20 protein-coding genes are annotated in these 18,891 nt (G+C 69.6%); 6 read left to right on the plus strand and 14 right to left on the minus strand.

Going from position 1 to position 18,891, the window contains the following annotated elements; translation table 11 throughout:
- Positions 1-45: 45 nt before the first annotated feature.
- From FHX52_RS20385 to FHX52_RS20395, 3 genes are all read right to left on the minus strand, one after another.
- Positions 46-681 carry a dihydrofolate reductase family protein gene (locus FHX52_RS20385; RefSeq protein WP_141824201.1) on the minus strand — a complete coding sequence of 212 codons (636 nt, stop codon included), beginning with the start codon at positions 679-681 and terminating at the stop codon, positions 46-48.
- A gap of 60 nt (positions 682-741) precedes the next feature.
- A complete protein-coding gene (locus tag FHX52_RS20390; RefSeq protein WP_185747407.1) occupies positions 742-1,188 on the minus strand; it encodes a DUF4825 domain-containing protein in 447 nt (148 codons plus the stop codon).
- A gap of 354 nt (positions 1,189-1,542) precedes the next feature.
- Entirely contained in the window at positions 1,543-1,734 is a 192-nt protein-coding gene (locus FHX52_RS20395) for a hypothetical protein (protein ID WP_141824203.1), read from the minus strand.
- 90 nt (positions 1,735-1,824) lie between these two features.
- Between FHX52_RS20395 and FHX52_RS20400 the strand changes: the two genes are divergently transcribed.
- Positions 1,825-2,043, plus strand: coding sequence for a hypothetical protein (locus tag FHX52_RS20400; RefSeq protein ID WP_141824204.1), 219 nt, complete (start codon positions 1,825-1,827; stop codon positions 2,041-2,043).
- 48 nt (positions 2,044-2,091) lie between these two features.
- On the opposite strand, the gene FHX52_RS20405 is transcribed toward FHX52_RS20400, so the two are convergent.
- The 5 genes from FHX52_RS20405 to FHX52_RS24610 form a co-directional block, all read right to left on the minus strand.
- Positions 2,092-2,397 carry a hypothetical protein gene (locus tag FHX52_RS20405; RefSeq protein ID WP_246070296.1) on the minus strand — a complete coding sequence of 102 codons (306 nt, stop codon included), beginning with the start codon at positions 2,395-2,397 and terminating at the stop codon, positions 2,092-2,094.
- Positions 2,398-2,474: 77 nt separating this feature from the next.
- Positions 2,475-3,317 carry a calcium-binding protein gene (locus tag FHX52_RS24175; protein ID WP_221630672.1) on the minus strand — a complete coding sequence of 281 codons (843 nt, stop codon included), beginning with the start codon at positions 3,315-3,317 and terminating at the stop codon, positions 2,475-2,477.
- 236 nt (positions 3,318-3,553) lie between these two features.
- On the minus strand, positions 3,554-4,513 hold the full coding sequence (locus tag FHX52_RS20415; protein ID WP_141824205.1) for an alpha/beta hydrolase: 960 nt from the start codon (positions 4,511-4,513) through the stop codon (positions 3,554-3,556).
- Between the two features lie 442 nt (positions 4,514-4,955).
- Positions 4,956-5,384, minus strand: a complete 429-nt coding sequence (locus tag FHX52_RS20420) for a hypothetical protein (protein ID WP_141824206.1) — start codon at positions 5,382-5,384, stop codon at positions 4,956-4,958.
- A 95-nt stretch (positions 5,385-5,479) separates the two neighbouring features.
- Entirely contained in the window at positions 5,480-5,608 is a 129-nt protein-coding gene (locus FHX52_RS24610) for a hypothetical protein (protein WP_281288041.1), read from the minus strand.
- Positions 5,609-5,989: 381 nt separating this feature from the next.
- Here FHX52_RS24610 and FHX52_RS20430 point away from each other — a divergent pair, with 381 nt between their 5' ends.
- Together FHX52_RS20430 and FHX52_RS20435 are read left to right on the plus strand one after the other, a co-directional pair.
- Positions 5,990-7,105 (plus strand): alpha/beta fold hydrolase, encoded by a 1,116-nt coding sequence (locus FHX52_RS20430; RefSeq protein ID WP_141824207.1) that lies wholly within the window; start codon positions 5,990-5,992, stop codon positions 7,103-7,105.
- 27 nt (positions 7,106-7,132) lie between these two features.
- A complete protein-coding gene (locus tag FHX52_RS20435) occupies positions 7,133-7,486 on the plus strand; it encodes a hypothetical protein (protein WP_141824208.1) in 354 nt (117 codons plus the stop codon).
- A gap of 728 nt (positions 7,487-8,214) precedes the next feature.
- On the opposite strand, the gene FHX52_RS20440 is transcribed toward FHX52_RS20435, so the two are convergent.
- Positions 8,215-9,582, minus strand: a complete 1,368-nt coding sequence (locus FHX52_RS20440; RefSeq protein WP_185747408.1) for a ferredoxin reductase family protein — start codon at positions 9,580-9,582, stop codon at positions 8,215-8,217.
- Positions 9,583-9,744: 162 nt separating this feature from the next.
- On the opposite strand from FHX52_RS20440, the gene FHX52_RS20445 reads away from it, so the two are divergent.
- On the plus strand, positions 9,745-10,332 hold the full coding sequence (locus FHX52_RS20445; RefSeq protein ID WP_141824210.1) for a hypothetical protein: 588 nt from the start codon (positions 9,745-9,747) through the stop codon (positions 10,330-10,332).
- Between the two features lie 89 nt (positions 10,333-10,421).
- Here FHX52_RS20445 and FHX52_RS20450 read toward each other — a convergent pair whose 3' ends face one another.
- Positions 10,422-11,288, minus strand: coding sequence for an oxidoreductase (locus FHX52_RS20450; protein WP_141824211.1), 867 nt, complete (start codon positions 11,286-11,288; stop codon positions 10,422-10,424).
- 75 nt (positions 11,289-11,363) lie between these two features.
- Positions 11,364-12,323: a DUF1214 domain-containing protein gene (locus FHX52_RS20455; protein ID WP_141824212.1), complete on the minus strand. Its 960-nt coding sequence runs from the start codon at positions 12,321-12,323 to the stop codon at positions 11,364-11,366.
- Between the two features lie 257 nt (positions 12,324-12,580).
- On the opposite strand from FHX52_RS20455, the gene FHX52_RS20460 reads away from it, so the two are divergent.
- On the plus strand, positions 12,581-14,170 hold the full coding sequence (locus FHX52_RS20460) for an alkaline phosphatase PhoX (protein WP_185747409.1): 1,590 nt from the start codon (positions 12,581-12,583) through the stop codon (positions 14,168-14,170).
- Positions 14,171-14,352: 182 nt separating this feature from the next.
- Here the strand turns inward: FHX52_RS20460 and FHX52_RS20465 are convergent, their stop codons facing one another.
- The 3 genes from FHX52_RS20465 to FHX52_RS20475 are packed head-to-tail and all read right to left on the minus strand — an operon-like array spanning position 14,353 to position 17,569.
- Positions 14,353-15,360 carry a Gfo/Idh/MocA family protein gene (locus FHX52_RS20465; protein ID WP_141824214.1) on the minus strand — a complete coding sequence of 336 codons (1,008 nt, stop codon included), beginning with the start codon at positions 15,358-15,360 and terminating at the stop codon, positions 14,353-14,355.
- 3 nt (positions 15,361-15,363) lie between these two features.
- Positions 15,364-16,350, minus strand: coding sequence for a sugar phosphate isomerase/epimerase family protein (locus FHX52_RS20470; protein ID WP_141824215.1), 987 nt, complete (start codon positions 16,348-16,350; stop codon positions 15,364-15,366).
- 37 nt (positions 16,351-16,387) lie between these two features.
- Entirely contained in the window at positions 16,388-17,569 is a 1,182-nt protein-coding gene (locus FHX52_RS20475) for a Gfo/Idh/MocA family protein (RefSeq protein WP_141824216.1), read from the minus strand.
- A 160-nt stretch (positions 17,570-17,729) separates the two neighbouring features.
- Here FHX52_RS20475 and FHX52_RS20480 point away from each other — a divergent pair, with 160 nt between their 5' ends.
- Positions 17,730-18,728, plus strand: a complete 999-nt coding sequence (locus FHX52_RS20480) for a LacI family DNA-binding transcriptional regulator (RefSeq protein WP_141824217.1) — start codon at positions 17,730-17,732, stop codon at positions 18,726-18,728.
- The last annotated feature ends 163 nt before the right edge of the window (positions 18,729-18,891 follow it).

Here is an 18,891-nt window from a genome sequence, read left to right on the forward strand (position 1 = left end):
CCGGCGCCGTCACGCTCTATGCGAGTTCCCTTGTGCCGCAAAGGCTCAGGTGGCCTTGCGGGTGAACGTGAGGTGGGTGACGCCGCTGGGGGAGGAGACCGACTCCACGTCAAAGGCCTCCTCGACGGCCTCGAGGCCGTCCCAGAGGCGGACGCCGCGGCCGAGCACGATCGGGACCACGACGAGATGCATGTGGTCGACGAGCCCGGCTGCGAGGAAGTCGCGGACGACGGTGGGGCCTCCGCCGATGCGCACGTCCTGGCCGTCGGCTGCCTCCCGGGCCGTGGCCAGCGCCTCGACGGGCGTGGCCTCGAGGAAGTGGAAGACGTTGCCGCCCTCCATCGCGAGCGAGGGCCGCGCGTGGTGGGTGAGGACGAAGACCGGGGTGTGGAACGGCGGGTTGGGGCCCCACCATCCCGTCCATTCCGGGTTGTCGTGCCACCCGGGTGGGCCGAACTTGTTGGCGCCCATGATCTCGGCGCCGATGCCGGGGGTGTGGCGCTCGGCAAACGCGTCGTCGACTCCGGCGCTGCCGCCGGCGGCGTCCCAGTAGCGGGTCGCCATCATCCACCGGTGGAGGCGCTGGCCCGCATGGCCGAAGGGCGCCTCGGCGGACTGCGGTTCACCTGTGGCGAATCCGTCGAGGGAGATGGAGAAGTTGTGGATCCGGGTGAGGGACACTGCGCGCTCCTCTGTCGGTGGCAGTACCAGAAGCGGTGGGGGATTCCACCGTAGCCGCGCTCAGTCGTTCACGGACTCGAGGAAGGCGGTCAGCTTGGCCTCGTCGCGGCCCAGGTCCTTGACGTCGAAGCCGAGCTTGGCGCTGGCCTCCTTGGAGGTGAGCGCGAAGGTGTCGCTGCCGGACCTGACCTCGACGCGGTCGAGATTGGCCACAGTCCCGAGCAGCAGCGTGACCGGGGTGGTGAAGTCGACGGTGTCGAACGGCTTGTCGAGGGCGTCGTAGGCCAGCGTCGCGACATACGGCGGGGTGGTGGTGTGGAGGGAGATCGTGTGCGACCCCATGGCGCCGAAGCCCGCTTCGGTCGTGAGGGCGGTGACCTTGGAGTTGTCGCCGACGTAGGCGGTTCGGTTCTCCCACAGGGCGTGGGCGCGGGTCGCCGCGTCCTTCTCCTGGACTTGGGGCCCGGCGGAGGTGCATCCGGCGAGGGCCAGCGTCCCGAGCATCATCACGCAGACCAGCCGTCGCACCGTCGCAGTTCCCCCGTCAGAGTCCGATGTCCTCGTCTCGTGAGGAGACGCGCCACGAATGTAGTGCCTGCCCACGAGCCGCGCACGGTGGGAAGCGATCCCGCGGGGCACGGAGAGGCGGGACGAACGACTCGTGTCCGTGGTGGAGCGGGCTCACGAGCATGAAGGTGTGGCCCGCGGGCCGCGGGGGCCAGTTATGTCGGAGGTCACCACCATGCGAACCGCTCAAGCCGCATACTCGACTGCTCGCATCCTCGGAATGCTTGGCGCCGTTGCCGTTTGGCTCTACTTCCTGGCCTGGTTCATCTCCAGTCCCGAGGGTGATCCGAGTCCTCAGATCACGAATGCGGCCGCCGTCGTCGTGCTCGTGATAGCCGTGGCCGATGTGCTGCTCTGCGTCGCTGCGCCAAGCGCTGTGGGGGCGGCGGTCGTGCGCTTCTCGGTCATCGGCATCATCGTCGTCGCCATCGCCGGACTGTTCTTCCTGCCCCGGGACGCGTCCGAGCTGCCGGTCGCCTTCGGCACCCTCAGCTTCCTTGCCCCGGCCTGGCCTTCGCCCTCGTGTTGCCCGTCGCGATCGTGGGCCGCCGCGACCTGCGGGAGGGGATCAGGTCCATGGCCGGCATCTCGGTCGCCTTCGTTGCAGCTCTGGTCGTGCAGTCGGTGAGTGGTGCCATGTTGTGGGTGAGGCTTGTCGATGTGGGTGGTGCGGTCGCCACGGCTGTGCTCGCTGCCCTTATGGTGAGCGCCCGAACGGCCCAGGAACGGGTGTCGGCGAGTGACGTCGAGCCGCTGGAGAGGACGCCGTCGGGGCCGGGTGGGACGAACACGTGAGCCAGCGTGGTCGATGGACCCCGTGGTCCTCAAGCGATCGGGTCGACCTCAGCGACGCTGCATGTCGTAGGCGAGGTCGATGGCTGCCCGCACGGCCTGAGGTTCGGCCTGGTCGAGGTAGGCCTCGACCTTGTGGTGCGCCTCCAAGCGGGGAGGGACGCCGAAGCTGTCCGGGTAGGCGGCAAGGAGCGACTCTCGTTCGCTCAGTGGAACCCGAATCACCAGCGTCTGCAGGTCCTGCAGGCGCACGACCAGACGGTCATGGACGTACCAGGCCGGCTGGGACGCGGTTCCTTTGCGCTTGACCTGCGGGAGCGACTCCGCGTATTCGCCGACCTCCTCCGGGGTCATCATCAGCGCATCGTAGCCTCGCCCAACGGACGCACCGGTGACAGTGCTCGCCCTCAACCGCAGGTGGCGCAGTGACGTCGTCAGGGGATGCTTCGCTGCGTGTCGCCTTCGCTCAGGGAGTAGTCGGTCGCTGTGTCCGCGCCCCGACCGCCGATGAAGGCGTCGGCGTCAGCTCCGCCGGTCAGGACATCGTTGCCGTTGCCGCCGTCGAGCAGGTCCTGGCCGTCCCCGCCGATCAGGGCGTCGTTGCCGTTACCGCCTTTGATGGTGTCGTTGCCGCCCGAGCCGCAGATCACGTCGTCGCCGTTGCCGCCGGACATGACATCGGCTCCGCTCGTGCCGAGGATGACATCGGCTGCGGTGCTTCCGCGCAGCGTGCCGGTGTAAGGCTTCCCGGAGTCTGGGCCGCCGACCACCATCGCGTCCTTGACGTAGATGGTGGGGTCTCGCCCCTCGCACGTGGCTGCCGGCTCCGGAGTGAGAACGAAGGTTCGGAAGAGGTAGTCGTAGGCCTGCCCCAGGGGTGGAGACCCCGCTCCGGCAGGGTAGGTGTCCCCGATCGACAACGACCACAAGAAGTGGAAGGGGCTCGTCGTCGGCGACACGATGGCGTACTGGGTGCCTGCGTGCACCTGCACCGCGGGGATGATGTCCACCGAGAGCCAGCCGCCGCCGGACAGATCACCGGTGAATGTCGGCAGCGTCGTGGTGTCCGCGGACCCAGCGCCGAGTGCGGCGCCGGTGGGCGCGCCCGAGCCGTCGACAGCAGTGATCTGGACGGACAGGGCACCGGGACTGCTCGACCGGAAGCCCTTGACCTCGACGCGGTCAAGCGAGCCATCGCGCCCTGCCGTGAAGGTCTGCGCCTGTTGTTCGGTGGAGCCCAGATAGCTCTGTGCCGGCACGTCGTTCGACTGGTCCAAGGTGCTCGTGGGGCTTGCCGTCGCCGGCCACGCCAGTTGGGGCGCAGCGATCAACAGGAGTGACGCAACGACCGCGGCGGGAATTCTCGACCGGCTCTTGAGCGACATCAGCGAAGTCCTCCATCAGGTGCACCTGGCATCGGCCCCGATCCGCGCAAAGTACCACCGTCGCTGGTCGCGCGACCAGAAGACCTCGCGGCGACCGCTGAGGGCCGCGCATTCTCGTCGACAAATGGTCAGCTCTGGAGCGAGCGCTCGAGGGCTGTCTTGACGGCCGCCGGCCAGTCCGTCTCCTTCGCGACGGTGACCAGCTGGGAGGACGGGGACAACTTCAGCAACCGGCTCTGGCCCTGCTGCCACGCCCCGTTGACCTTCTTCGCATCGACCGCCGCCGGCCACGACTGCGGCGCAGCCCCGACGAGGTCGTAGAGCGGCGTGGACGTCGGCGGAAGCCGCAGGTAGGCGTCCCAGGACCGGGGGTCGAGGCTCTCGCGGTTGTGCGTGGGGTCGTTGAAGTGGTCGAGGTTGGTCCAGAGGCTGCCCAGTTCGGGGTCGCCCGGGTCCTTGGGAGGCAGCAGCCTGGGCAGTGCCCCGTGGGGGCCCATGAAGCCGGGAGGGGTCGGCATGATGAGCACCGCCGCCCGGGCGTCCTTCTCGTGCCGGCTGACCCAGGTGAGCGCGATGGGAGCGCCGAGCGCGTTACCGAGCACGACGACGGGACGGGTGAGCCCGAGCCCGGAGATGACGCCGTCGAGGTCATCGGCCATGGAGGCGAAGGTCTGCACCTGCGGCGCCGAGTCGCTCCGGCCGACGCCGAGACGGTCGTAGAGGCATACCCGAGCCTGCGGGGCCAGGTTGTGGAGGTCGGACCCCGTGTCGTCCATGGACTGCCCATAGTCGGCCACGGCGATGACCGCGGGTCCGCTGCCGTCGCATCGGGCCCGGAAGTGTCGGCCTGCGAGGACGATGTCGCGTTCGGGCTCGGTCGTGGTCGGGGCAGCCGCAGCAGTCGCCGAGCTCGTCCCAGGCGCCGAGGCTGCGGTCGTCGTGGTCGTGGTCGCAGTCGAGGTGGTGGAGGCGGCCGGAGGGGTGTCGGCGGCGCAGCCGGTGAGGCCGAGCCCAAGGGCCAACCCCGCTGCAGCGAGTGCGCCCCCACGGGCTTGGTGTCGCCTCCGTTGGGCGGTCGTGGTTTTCATCGGGGCCTCCTTGCAAGTGAGTGACCACTCCTGGTCGTTCCTTCGAGGATGACCCCTCGTCACGCGTCGGTCTGTGCGCTCGATGACACAGGGACCGACGCAGCACCCTGCTCGGGGGCAGCCGCGTCGATCGCGACGCGTGTCCTGTTTGGGCGCGCCGTCCGCAGGGAGCGCCGGCGCGGAACTGATCCATGTCCGGGGCTGACCTTCCGACGCCCGTAAGGCTCCGGCATGCAGCAGCTATGGGCTCAGGGAGCAGCCGCGCAAGGTCATCAGATATGTCGACCTACGGCGGCGTGAGGCTGGTCGGATCTCGCGCTGATCCCGTGAGGCGGGTGCTTGAGGTCGTTGTCAGGGCGGCCGTTGGTGGTCGGGAGGGTGGCCGTGTTGGTCCTGGAGCGGATGCCGTGCGCGCATCGACCGTCTGCGTGTCTCTTTCGGGTCATCCGCGCCGATGTGTCACCGCGTTGGCGATGAACTGCCCGACGGTGAGGAGCAGCATGAGCAACCCGCCGGGCACTGAGTCCTTCCAGACCATGACCACGAACCCGTAGCTGGACGAGATGTACAGGGCGACGTATGGCACGAGGAGGCGCCAGTCCATGCTCTCGCGGAAGGGGATCTTGAGGACCCAGTCGTACAGTGCCTCGACCGCGAGGAAGGCCAGGTAGAGGATGAGGAAGATCGTGTACTGCGGCGGTTGCTGTTCCTGCCGTGCGAGGACGATGGCGTAGGTGGCGGGGAGGGCGAGTAGGAGGTAGAGCCAGCCGTAGCGCTGGATCAGGTCAAGGCGTCGGTCTCGCAGGATGAAGATGCTGATCAGGGCGAGGTTGTTGACCACTCCGAGGGCGAAGAAGAGCGGTTCGAGCATGACGGCACCTCCGAAGCGATTGCTGACAGCCTCGCACGCTTAGAGCCGTCCGGACTCGACCCGGGTGGCCTCTGGTGCCCGCGCGGTCCTTGTTCTCAGTGGACGGGGTCGCCCTTCGGGGTGGAGGCCTGCCCGCCGAGGGGCGCGTAGAAGTGGGAGGCGGTCCCGCCGCCATCCATGAGGATGTCGCTGCCGGTGATGAACGCGCCTCGACCGGACACCATACTCGTTCGGCGACTCTGGAGCGCTGGCTCGAATGGGCCGTCGTCGCCACCTCAATCGAGGACGTACTCGACGGTCCAAGCTGTCGCTGAAGCCGGTGGCTTGGCCCGCGCGCATGAGGCGAACACATTTCGGTGTGGGTGCCCTTGCCGCCTCATGGCACACCGACGATGTGCGTCGGTCTGCGATAGCGGGCGCGCCCTTCGGCACACACCCGGATCTGCTCTCATGTCTGTCGCCATCACATCGTGATGCGCACTTCGGTGGCGTGGTTGGTGGGCGTCGTTCTAGCCTGATCAAGGGCCCTGGGCCGAACCGTCGCGATCAGCCACAAGACACCAGGGCTCGACACCGGGGTCTCGTAGAGGAACAGGGTGTATGGGGTGAGTGATTTCAGAGAGGCGACACCGATTCCCGGCCCGGACGCGTTCCGCGCGAGCGGGCGTGATGCGCGATTGAGCCAGGCAGCGATCGTCTTGGGGGCCGGAGCAGCGGTCGGTGGCCATTGGGAGCGCCTCGACTCGCCGGAGGCGCTCGGGCTTCCGCCGGAGCTCGGCCAAATCGAGAAGACCGGTGGCGTCAGCCTCGAGGAGGCCGTGGCCCCCCTCGAGGTCGATGCGAAGTCCTATGTCTCCGCTCCGGCACGCAGGTTCCCCTCGGGGCTGGGTGCCGAGATGACGCAACGTCTCATCGACCGGCCGCACGCGGTGACCGCCGCTGCCCTGGTCGAGGTAAGCCTGCACAGCGACAGCCTCCTGGTGCGCGCCTCGGCAGCGGTTGCTGCGCTCGACACGGCGGGTGGGGCGCAGCGAACCGATGTCGTGGCGACGCTCGTGGACGGCGCCGACGCCAGGGATCCTCTGACCCGGCAGATCGCGCGGATCGGACTCTCACGAGTGAACCCGGGGCATGACAAGCTGGCCCACCTCGTTGGCCGCGCGGCAGAACTGACCGGCACGGACCGTCCTTCACACACGGCCGTCCTCACCCACGGGACGTTCGCGGCCAAGACCCGCTGGTGGCGTCCCGGCGGCGACTTCTACACCTATCTGGACGCGCTGGTTCCGCCGCTTCACCTCCACGACCCGAGCTTCGGGTGGAGCGGCCTCTACAGCGATCCCGCCCGGCAGCTGGCGGCGCAGCAACTGGCCGCCTGGCTCGTGGACCAGGGGCTGCAGCAGCCAGACCTGTTCGCACACAGTCACGGTGGAACCGTGGCCAACCTCGCCACCCGCGGAGGCGCGGAGTTCGAACGCCTCGTCCTGCTCAGCTGGCCGGTCCACACCCAATGGTTCCCGGACTTCACCCAGATCCAGCGAATCATCGATATCAGGGTCCGCCTCGACCTCGTGATCATCGCCGACCGAGGTGGACAGACCTTCACCCCTCCAGCGGCTTACCGAGGCAAGGTCACCTCCTACGTCAATGGGTGGTTCGACCATGGCGCGACCAACAACCCGGCGTACTGGCAACAGCACGACCTGCCCGCCGCATTGTGATCCGCGATCGCCGATAGGCTTGCCAGGGTGGGTGCGGCCTCCTCTGCGAAGGTCCTCGCGACGGGCTCGGCCTGGCGGCTGACCGGTCGCGCGGCGGCCGGTCGGAGGCTTGTCGACGCGGTCAACCAAGGCAGCGAGAATGAGCAGACGATCGCGGCTATCTTCCTCGTCAAGGCTGGCGACCGTGCGGTGCCACTGATCCACGAAGGACTCACTGCCTACGAGCCCTCGCCAACTCTCGTCGAGATCCTCGGCAGCATCGGCACCGACACCGCCCGGTTAGAGCTCCAGCGGGTGGCGTCGAATGGCTCTCCAGATCTTGCCCAGGCAGCCCAGCGCGCGCTCCGCACACTGGACGAGATCGACCGCAGCCAGAGCTAGCGCTCTCGGAAGCTGGAATTGAGGATGACGAGCCAAAGGCCACGCTCGGTCGCAGGGGTTTGGCCGAGCACCGGCGGGCCACATGGCAACTGTCGACCCGCTTGATTCCGCGCACGGAGCCAGATCCCGCAAGCGGCGGCAGGACACTGCCGCGTCGCGGCGGTATGGGGCGCCGGTTGGAGGCTTTTACCCGGCGGGGCTGGGCTCGAGTCCACACTGCTCCTTCCCGCGTCAGCGAGAACCGCCGCGCGTGTGCATCGAGCGAGCTCCCCCGGCCCAACGCGTTTCGGCAGCTACGCGAGCGAGTTGAACCAGGCTGGACCAACCTCATCGATATCACCCTCGACGCGGTGGACGGCAAGGGGGCGATCACCCTGGGGACGGCGCAGGCCCCCGTCCGTTGGTCGTCGTCGAGTACGACGACCAGGGGATCGCCGACGCCGACCGGCCCCGGGTCTTCGTCAGGTTCCTGTCGACGCAGCCACCGGGCGAGGGCGCCAGTCTCGGGTTGGGCACCGTCCACCACATCGGCGTGCGGCGCGCAGGCCGCATCACGGTGGACCCGAGACCGGGTGGCACCCCTCTGGCGTCGAGCTGCCCGCCGCCGCCGAGGCACCGACAGCTCCGTGTCACCGAAACGGAGGACGACGCGCGACCGAACTTGCCAGCGCGGACGGGCCGAACGGCATACCGGAGCACCGGTGGGGCCTGCTGGCCAAGGCTGCCTGTCAGCGGAGGTTGTAGAACTCGCGGTGGACGTTCGCCGGCTTCACGCCGGCCCGCAGGAGGTCGCGCTGGATCGCGTTGACCATCTGCTCAGGCCCGCAGAGGAAGGCCGAGAGCTGGTGGGCGTCGACGCCGGCGCTCTCGAGCACGATCTCCGCCGTGAGCCGCGCGGAGGTCTCGGTGTCGATGACGTGCAGGTGCAGCTCGTCGTGGTGGCTCGCGAGGTGGGCGACCTCGTCGGCGAGGGGAGCCGGGCCGCGTGCGGTGTAGAAGAAGTCGACGCGGTGGGGCAGGATGTCCGGCTCGACAGAGCGAAGCCAGCTGAGCATCGGTGCGACCCCGATGCCGCCGGCGACCCAGACCTGGTGCTCGGTGCCGCGGGTGTAGTCGAAGTGCCCCTGAGGGCTGCTGATGACGGCCGGCATACCGGGCGCGACGAGCTCGCCGATGCTCGACGTGAAGTCGCCGAGTGCGCGCACCGTGACGCGAATCTCCTTCTCCTGCGGGGCACTTGCGATCGTGAAGGGGTGTCGGTGCCAGCCGTCGCGAGCCTCGAGGTTGACGAGCGCGAACTGGCCCGGCCGGAACGAGAAGCGCTCGCCGAGGGGCCGCAGCCAGATCTCGAATGCTAAGTCGTCGATGGGTTCGACCGACGACACCTCGTAGTCGTGGGTGTGCGCGAGGCGCCGCGCGAGGAGCTCGCGGTAGAGGTAGAACGCCAACCCGACACCGCCGACCGCGACGTAGGACCAGCGCAGCAGCTGCGAGCCGAAGACCGACGAGTCCATCAACCCGTGGACGAATCCGAAGGCGAGGAAGATGCCGGTGAGGCGGTGGAAGCCGCGCCACAGCCCGTAGCTGCCGACCCAGCGGCCGACGAGGCGCACGGGCGCCGTCGACATGACGCGCTCAACCGGCTGCCGCAAGGGCCGAGGGGTGATCGAGCGCCACCGCGGGGCGATGGCCCACACCGTGAGGGTGGCGAGGCCGACGATGCCGATCGTGCCGAGGGTCGGGCCGAGCGGGGTGGCGTTGGGGTTGCCGGTGGTGGCGATGTGCACGCCGATGAGGATCGTGCCGGTCATGGCGGCCCGTCGGTGCCAGACCGCTGCCTTGTCGACGCCGTCGAAGAACTGCTCGACCCACCGGAGGGTGCTGATGAGGACGAGCCCGACCGACAGGAGCAGCACGCCCTCGGCACCGATGAGCTGCCCGATGAAGGGACCGGAGTCCCCGGCCGGCCGGGCCGCCACCCACAGGAGGGCGAAGGCGACGACGAGCGCCGCGATGGTCGCGGGCCCGATGAGGCGGGTGATGAGGTGCGCTCCGCGGTAGGGCCTGCGGTGTCGTACCGGCGTCTGCACGGCCATGCTGGGTCTCCGCTTCGGGTCGGGCACACGGCGCTGCGCACAGGGACTCTCGAGTCGATCTTCTCCGCCGCCGGGTCGACAGCGCTGCCGCCCGGCGGCCAGAGGATCGCTGGCCTTCACGTACCCCTCGGACGCGGTCCCTTGACGCGCCATGATGGGACGGTGAGCAGCGAGCGGGGACCCTGGACCTTTGATCCCGACGCCGTCGGCAACGCGGAGACCGACGCCTGGGCGTCGTACTACCGCCACGAGTGGTGGGCCTTCCTCAAGGCAGCCTTTGCGATGGTCCACGAGGGCTTCGGCATGGGACGCACCCGCACGCTGCAGGGCGCCTACTACGTCCTGCGGGCCAACCAGAAGTGGGCGCCCTACCCCGACAACGACGCCGACGCCGCGCGCGAGTACATGCGCCGCTTCTACGCGCTCGTGCTCCGGGGCAGCGACCACGGCCTGGACCCGGCCGAGGCCGCCCGGCGCGAGGTCGACTGGTGGCGGCTGCACCGGGAGCACCAGTACGGCATCGTCGGCGACGAGGAGCCGCTCGTCGACTCGCTGGTGAGCCTCTACTCCTACGTCTACGACGTGCCGGGCGACACCGTGCGGGAGGCCGCCCGTCAGCGGGTCCTCGCGATGGAGCACTCCGACGCCTGGGTGCACTCGGGACGCGACCTCGACAGCCCGCTGCTCGCGCAGGAGCGGGCGGCGCTGCTCGCGTCCTACCGCGCCCTGCGGGCGGCCGTCGGCTCCTGACGCCGCGCCGACGCCGGCCGCCGCCTCCGCCACCCGCCTCCGCCGCCTCCGCCACCCGCCTCCGCCGCCTCGCCAGGCCCCTGCGCGCGTCAGGCGGCCGAGGCCAGCTCGGCGAGGTCCTCGGGTGTCAGCGAGAGCTCGGCGACGGCCATGTTCTCCTCGAGGTGGGCGACCGACGACGTGCCGGGGATGAGGAGGACGTTGTCGGCCCGAGCGAGCAGCCACGCCAGTCCGACCCGGGCGGCCGTCGCGCCACGCCGCTGGGCCACCGCCTGCACGGCAGGCTGATCCGTGACCTTGGGCAGGTGCGGGAACGCTGATCCGAGAGGGAAGTACGGCACGTAGGCGATGCCGGCCTCGGCGCTGGCCTCGAGGACATCGGAGTCCTTCTGGTCCACCAGGCTGAAGGGGTTCTGCACGCAGACGATCTCGGTGATCGTCCGAGCGGCGCCCAGATCGGCGGCCGACACCGTCGACAGCCCGACGCCGGCGATCTTGCCCTCGTCACGAAGGGCCGCGAGCTCACCCACCTGGTCCTCGAGGGGAACGTCCGTCGCACCCTCGACGTGCTCGTCCATGCGGCGCAGGTTGACGGCCGTCAGCCGGTCGACGCCGAGGGTTCGGAGGTTCTCCTCCACGTCGGCCCGCAGGTCGGCCGGGTGCTGCGCCGGCAGCCACGCCCCGGACGTGTCACGGCGCGCGCCGACCTTCGACACGATCGCCAGCTCGGCCGCATACGGGTGCAGGGCCTCGTGGATGAGCTCGTTGCTGACGCCCGGCCCGTAGAACTGCGCCGTGTCGATGTGGTTGACGCCGAGCTCGACGGCACGACGCAGGACCCGCAGCGCCCCGTCGCGGTCACGTGGAGGCCCCATGACGCCGGGTCCGGGGAGCTGCATCGCGCCGAAGCCGACGCGTCGTACGGTGCGGTCTGCGAGGGGGAAGGTGTCGGTCATTCCGTCGACGCTAGGCGTTGGAGTGCGGTCCAAGGCAAGGGACGCTGGCCGCCTCCGCGCGGAAGTGGCCGAGCCTCAGGGTTGCTCGGGCGACGGCTGGAGCGTCGGCAGCACCCATGAGCCGTCGAAGAACTCGGCGCGCGGACGATAGAGGCGGATGAGGTAGTTCCACCCTTCGCCGGGCACGGGGATGGTGTTCGAGCCCGTGACGGAGTCGTCCGGCACGAACCGGACCGTCACCGAGCCGTCGTCGTTGCGATCCGCCGTGACGCTGTTGAGCGTGTAGCGACCCGAGGCGTTGGGCTCGAAGAAGCCCGCGGCGTTGTAGACGCTGACCGACCAGAACGCGTCGGCAGGCACGTCCCGCAGCGTCAGCACGTAGCTGCCGGGAGCGACCTTCGGGTCGACGCCGACGTATGCCGCCTCGCTGGTCGGGAGCCCGCCCCAGCCTGCCGCTGTGCCGATGAGGTGCCGGACCGGCTCGACCTCATCGCGGGTGCCGAACACCCGGTCGAAGGAGGAGAGGTTGCGGGCAAGATCGAGCAGGGCGCCGCGCGTCTGGTCGAGCGACGTCGTGTCGTAGTCGGAGGCCTCGAAGGGCTCGCTCGATCCGGCGGTGAGGACGACGCCGTCCTGGATGGCCGCAACCGCGGCCAGGTCGTCAGGGTTGTTGGGGTCGACGAGCGTGCGCACGGCGACGAGCGCATGGCCAGACCCCACGAGGTCGGCGGTGAGGTGGTGGACGCCTGGGTCGTGGAAGACGTCGACGACGTAGTGGTCCTCGTTGACCACCATGGCCGAGAGGTAGCGGCCGTCGGTCTCGGGCAGCGTGAGGTCGGCGCCTCGGGCGAGGTCGACGACGGCGAAGCTGTAGAGCGTGTCGCGGTTGAGGCGGATCACGGTCTGCTCGTCGATCGGAGCGGGCTCACGGTTGTGGCGGAAGAGGTTGACCCCGCCGGCACTCTGCTGGATGTCAGCCAGCATGCGTGCGGTCTCGACACGGACGAAGTTGTCGACGTTCACCGGCATCGTCATGGGGCGTCTTCTCTCACGAGGGAACGGGCGTGAGGCGATCCTACGAGGCCTCCTGCGGGTCGTGGCCAACACGACTCCGGTCGGCGGTCCCTGCCGCGCCGGGTGAATGGTGGTCGCCCGGACTTCACTCTCCATTCGGTCGAATTGTGCTCGCAGTTAACGGAATCCGAAGGATGCTCCCAGCCTCAGCCGACAGGGTGAGTGCGTCTCCAGATCATCCCTTGGCGGGTCGATGCCCGCCACACGAGAGGCTAACCGTGAACAGTCGCACCATCGTCAAGACCGCGCTCGCCAGCACCCTTGCGGCAGTCGCAGCCTTCTCCCTCGGCGGAGGCGCCGAGGCGCACGCCGGGCTGCCGGTCGTCAACGTGCCGAACGCCAACCCCAAGTTCGGCATCCAGGGCACCGTGCTGACGCCGTCGGCCACCGAGACGTCCGTCGCGTGGGGCAACCTGCCGCTCACCAACCCCGACACCGCCAACGGGGTCACCCACTACGGCTACAACACGCTCGACGGCGCACCGCTGACCCAGGCGACGAACGAGGCTCACAAGACCGAGCCCGACAAGAACGTCTACCTCGTCCTCGGCGGCAAGCACTACCTCTACCAGGGCCACGAGCTCGGGCCGCGCGGTTACGTCACGCGCGTCAACCTCGACGAGACGGACCCGCGGCGCCACGTCACGCTCATCTCCGACATCGACACCGCGGGCAACGCGTACCCAACCATCGACGGCATCACGTGGGACCCGTTCACCCAGCAGCTGCTCCTCACGGCGGAGTCCAGCTCGCCCAAGGGTGGCGTCTTCGCCGTCGGCCTCGACGCGAACGGCGACCCGGTCGACGGTGGCAAGGCCACCCGGCTGGGCGCCCTCGGCTCGGGCGGCTACGAGGGCATCCAGAACGACGCCGACGGCAACGTGTGGATCGTCGAGGACATCGGCGGCGCTGGTGCCGGCGGCGGCAAGGTGCCCAACAGCTTCGTCTACCGCTTCGTGCCGACCGACAAGTCTGACCTCACGAAGGGCGGCTCGCTGCAGGCCCTGCAGATCGAGCGCGAGGACGGGTCACCTGCCACGACGGCGCAGCTCCAGTCCAACCCGTCAGACCCATTCATCGGCCGGCTGCACTCGTACGGAACGTCGTTCGCGACGAGGTGGGTCACGATCCACACCGGCGCGGGCAGCTCCTTCGACGCCACGGCGGCCGCCAAGGCCGCGAGCGCCACGCCGCTCAAGCGCCCCGAGAACGGCGTCTTCCGTCCCGGCGCGGGCTTCAAGGAGTTCTACTTCACCGAGACGGGCGACACGACGGCGATGAGCACCCTGCCCGGCGCATACGGCGGCGTCTTCCGCATCAGCCAGGCGAGCGCGAGCGCCGACACCGGCCGCATCGCGATCGCCGCGGTCGGCGACAAGGAGCACACCGGCTTCGACAACATCTCCTTCGCCACCGCCGACGACCTGCTCGTCGTCGAGGACGCGGGCGACGGGCTGCACACGCAGCGCAACGCGCTCGACTCGGGCTACGTCTTCCACCTCGCCGACCGCGCGCAGGGCGAGGCGTATGCCGCCGAGCGGGGTCGCGCTCCCCAGCCCGTCCGCTTCCTCGCCGAAGGGCGCGACGCGTCGGCGACGTTCGACTCGATGAGCGGCCCGTCCTACAACGACGGCGACAACGAGATCACCGGCATCCACGTGTCCGACGGCGACGCCTCCGTCGGCGGGCTGCTCGGCGCCAAGGTGCCGCAGCCGACGACCTCGCCCGCCTGGCGCACCTTCTGGACGCAGCAGCACGGTGACAACACGACGTGGGAGATCAGCTGGAACGGTGCCCACCAGCACTGACCCGTTTGCGCTCCTTCTCGAGGGCAAACCTGCTCGATCGAGAGAGCGATCTGCGAGCCGAGGGATTGCTCTCTCGATCGGGCTTTGCACTGTGTCGCAACCCCTTTCGATCGAAAGAGCACTTCGTCGCAGACGCGTGAGGCCGCCCTGACAGCGAGGGGCGGCCTCACGGCATACGTCGGTCAACGGCACGCGGCGAACGCGTCCTCGACGAGGCGCGCGTTGCCGACCGACCAGTCCGCGTCGGTGACGACAGGACTGCCACGGCGCACCGCGTCGGCGAAGGCCTCGAGCTGGTAGGTGTAGCTCGACCTCGTACCGAGGTGTTCGACGACTTCCGGCTGCCCGTCGAGTCGCAACACGAGCGAGTCGCCCTCGTGGGGGACCGGGAACACCGGCACGAAGATCTCGCCAGCGCTGCCGCGCACGAGCAGGTGGAAGTCGCGCTCGGAGCAGTCCATGTCGCTCCCGCCGGAACCGGTCGCGCCGGAGGGGTAGGCGACCTCGACGAAGAGGCGCTCGTCGACGCCCGGGCGGCCGGGCCGGTCCTCGCGCCAGGCGCTCACGACGCGAGGCTCTCCACCGGCATACGGGCTGAGCAGCCGCAGCGCGGAGAGGCTGTAGCAGCCGAGGTCCATCGTCGACCCGCCGCCGAGCTCGCTCGACCAGCGCGGGTCGGAGGCGGGCGGCGCCGGCATCCTGAGGATCGCCTCGACGTGCTGCACGTCGCCCACCGCGCCGTCGGCCAGCAGCTGGCAGACCCGCTGGAAGAGTGGGTGGTAGGGGTAGTGGAAGGCCTCCATGAAGACGACGCCGGCAGCCGCGACAGCATCGCGCACCCGCACCGCCTCGTCGGCACTGAGCGCAGCAGGCTTCTCCGACAGGACGTGCTTGCCGGCCTCGGCCGCGCGGATGTTCCACTCGGCGTGCAGCGAGTTGGGCAGCGGGTTGTAGACCACCTCGACGTCGGGATCGTCGATGACTGCGGCATACGACTCGAGGACCCGCTCGACGCCGTGCTCCGAGGCGAACGCCCGGGCGCGCGCCACATCGCGCGCGGCCACGGCCACGAGGCTTTGCCCCGTGGCCGCAGCCGGACCGACGATGCTGAGGGGTGCGATGCGGGCGGCGCCGAGGATGCCGATGCGCAGCGGCTCGGCCACCGTCGGTGAGACTGCCCCGTCAGCCATGGGTCAGAGCGCCTTCTCGGCCTCGAGGAGGGTGTTGGCGGCGAAGCGCAGCCCCTCCATCTGGTCGAGCTCCTGGTCCTCGTGCTCGATGTTGACCGGCATGTCGGGGTCGACCTTGTGCAGTGCGCGGAGGAACTCGGTCCAGTAGGCCGTGTCGTGGCCGCGACCGACGGCGACGAAGTCCCACGAGGAGTTCTTCGGCCAGCCGCTCAGCGTCGAGCCTCCCCCGAGGGGAAGGTAGCCCGGCTCGCCCTCGGCGACGCGGTAGAAGCTGTCGTCGATGACCCCGTTGACCTTGGCCGCCTCGTTGATGCGGGTGTCCTTCGCGGCCGCGATGTAGACGAGCTCACCGAGGTCGGCGACGGCGAGGACGGGGTCGATGCCCTGCCAGAAGAGGTGGCTCGGATCCATCTCCGCCCCGATGTGCGTCGCGTTCGTCTCCTCGACGAGGCGGTGCAGGGTGCGCGGGTTGAAGACGATGTTGCCGGGGTGCATCTCGATGGCCACCTTGACGTCGGCAGCCGCGGCGCGGGCCTCGATGTCCTTCCAGTAGGGCACGGCGACGCTCCACTGGTGGTCCTGCACGTCGAGGAAGGGGCTCCACCACGGCAGCGGGTTCCACACGGGGACAGACGTGCCCGGCTCGCCACCCGGCGTGCCCGACATCGTGATGACACGCTTGACGTCGAGCAGCGACGCCAGCTCGATCGAGTCGATGAGGTCCTGCGAGTGGGGGAAGCCGGCGGCGGGGTGCAGCGGGTTGCCGTTGCAGTTGAGGGCCGTCAGCGTGAGGCCGCGTGAGCTGAACTCGCCGAGGTACTCCTGGCGGGCGTCCTCGCTCGAGCGCAGGGCCTCGACCGGCAGGTGGATCGGCGGCAGGAAGCCGCCCGAGTTGATCTCGGCACTCGTGAGCCCGAGGCTCGCGATCATGTCGAGGGCCTCGCCGAGGGGCTTGTCGCCGAGGCACGCGTTGTAGGCGCCGATGAGCATGGTGATCCTTCCGAACGTCTTTGTGGGGTGGGGGATTTCAGCTGACAGAGATGGTCGCACCGCCGGCGGCGGCCGAGCGGGCAACGGCGTCGATGATGGTGAGGTCGCGCACGCCGTCGTCGAAGGGTGCGACCTTGGGCAGGCCACCCTCGATGCCGGCGACCTGCTCGAGGAACGCGCGGGCCTGGTAGCCGAAGAGGTCGCCGACGCCGTAGGAGCAGCCGGGGAAGTCCATCGGCAGACCGCCCTTGACGTAGGGGTGGTCAGGGCCCGCGAGCACCTGGTTGTAGCCGTCAAAGCCGTCGCCGCGCAGCTGGCGGATGACGGAGAACTCGGCCGGACGGTCCATGTCCCACTTGGCTGCGCCGTTCTCGGCCATGAGGTCGAAGGCGAGCGAGTTGGCGTGACCGGGCGCGATGCGCGAGATCGAGAAGGTGCCGACGGCGCCCGACTCGAAGTGCGCCGTGAAGGTGGCGACGTCGTCGTTCTCGACCGGCTCGCGCACGTCGCTCAGCTGCGCCTTGGCGTGGCCGTAGGTCGTGCCGAGCGGCACCGCACGCTCCTTCACCTTCGTCGTGAAGACGCCACCGCTCACGGATGTCATTCGGCCGCAGACGAACTCGGCGAGGTCGATGAGGTGGCTGCCGATGTCGGCGAGGGCACCGGTGCCGGGTCCGCCCTTGTAGCGCCACGCCATCGGCGTCTCGGAGCTGCGGGCGTAGTCGCACCAGTAGCGGCCGTTGAAGTGCGACACCTCGCCGAGCTCGCTGGTCAGCAGGTCGCGGATGGCGGCAACGGCGGGCTGGCGACGGTAGACGAAGCCGACGCCGCTCACGAGGTCGGGGTGCGCCTCGGCGGCGGCGACCATCGCGGTGGCGTCCTCGAGGCTGGCCGCGAGCGGCTTCTCGCACAGTACGTGCTTGCCGGCGGCGAGCAGCGCCTCGACGATCTCACGGTGGAGGTGGTTGGCGACGACGACGCTGACGACCTGCACGTCGTCGGCCTCGAGCAGCTCGCGCCAGTCGGTGCCGTAGCGCTCGTAGCCGTAGCGCTCGGCGGCATCCTTGGCCACGCCCTCGTTCGCGTCGATCACGGCGGCATACCTAATGGGCGGGAGCGGTGGGTCGAAAAGTGTTGGGGCCGTGCGGTATCCGGCGCAGTGAGCGCGGCCGGCCATGCCGGCGCCGATGACGGCGACGCCGATCGGTGAAGGGGTCATGATGTGCCTCTCTGAACATCACTTGCGGAGCAGGGGCCCCTGCGCTTTTAAAGCGCTTTAAAGTGTGGTGAGATCAGTGTGCAGAGCCACTGGCCACCGTGTCAACACTTTGTTCTGACAAACTCGCGCCACCCGTCCGTCCAGCCTTCGAGGAGCTCGTATGCCGCCCCGCCCGCGTCTCGAGGACGTCGCAGCTCGCGCTCGCGTCTCGACCGCCACGGCCTCGCTCGTCCTGCGCGGCAAGCCGGGGCCAGGTGCAGCGGCTCGCGAGGCCGTGCTCGACGCGGCGCGTGCCCTCGGCTACCGTCCCGACGCCGCGGCCAGCCTTCTAGCCCGCCGCCGCACCCAGCTTCTCGGCGTGACGATGGATGTCAGCAACCCCTTCCACGCCGAGCTGCTCGAGGAGATCCAGGCGGCCGCCGATGATCGTGGCTATGACGTCGTCGTCAGCCCACTGACCCGCACCCGTGGCGAGCGGCGTGCTGTCGAGTCGCTGCTCGACTTCCGCTGCGAGGGGCTCCTCCTGCTCGGCCCGTCGATGACGGCGGGTGAGCTCGCCGAGCTGGGAGAGCGTCAGGCAGTCGTTGCCATCGGCCGTCGCGTCACGTCACCGGGCGTCGATGTCGTGCGCGCCGCGGACGATGTCGGCGTCGGGCTCGCCGTCGAGCACCTCGCCGGGCTCGGGCATCGCGAGATCGCCTTCGTCGAGGGGCGACCCGGTGCCATCACGACGCTGCGCCGGCAGGGGTATCGCCAGGCCATGAAGCGCCTGCCCGGGGTGGCCGCCCCGCGCACCCTCGCAGGGGGCGACACCGAGGAGGACGGTGTGGCCGCCGCCCAGCGGCTGCTCGACCACCCCCCGACGGCGGTCATCGCCTTCAACGACCGCTGCGCGCTCGGGCTGCTCGACCGGTTCCGCCGCGACGGGCTGGACGTGCCTCGCGACGTCTCGGTCGTCGGCTACGACGACAGCCCGGTGGCCCGGCTCGCGACCATCGACCTCACGACCGTCAGCCAAGCGCCGCACGCGATGGCCGAGGCTGCCGTGACCGCCGCCGTGGAGCGACTCGAGGGTGATCGGACGGCGCCGGCCGACGTCGTGCTCGAGCCCCACCTCGTCGTCCGCGGCACCACGGCCCCACCGCCGAGCCCCGCCTGAGTCCGGCTGGACCCCCGATTCGAGGTGATGTCGGCACTGAGGTGGGTGTCGCGATCACCTCGAACCGGCAGGGGAGTGTCCCCGATTCGAGGTGATGTCGGCACTGACGTGGGTGTCGCGATCACCTCGAACCGGCAGGGGATTGTCCCCGATTCGAGGTGAT

Source organism: Humibacillus xanthopallidus, from assembly GCF_006717145.1.
In the GTDB taxonomy this organism is placed as follows: Bacteria; Actinomycetota; Actinomycetes; order Actinomycetales; family Dermatophilaceae; genus Humibacillus; species Humibacillus xanthopallidus.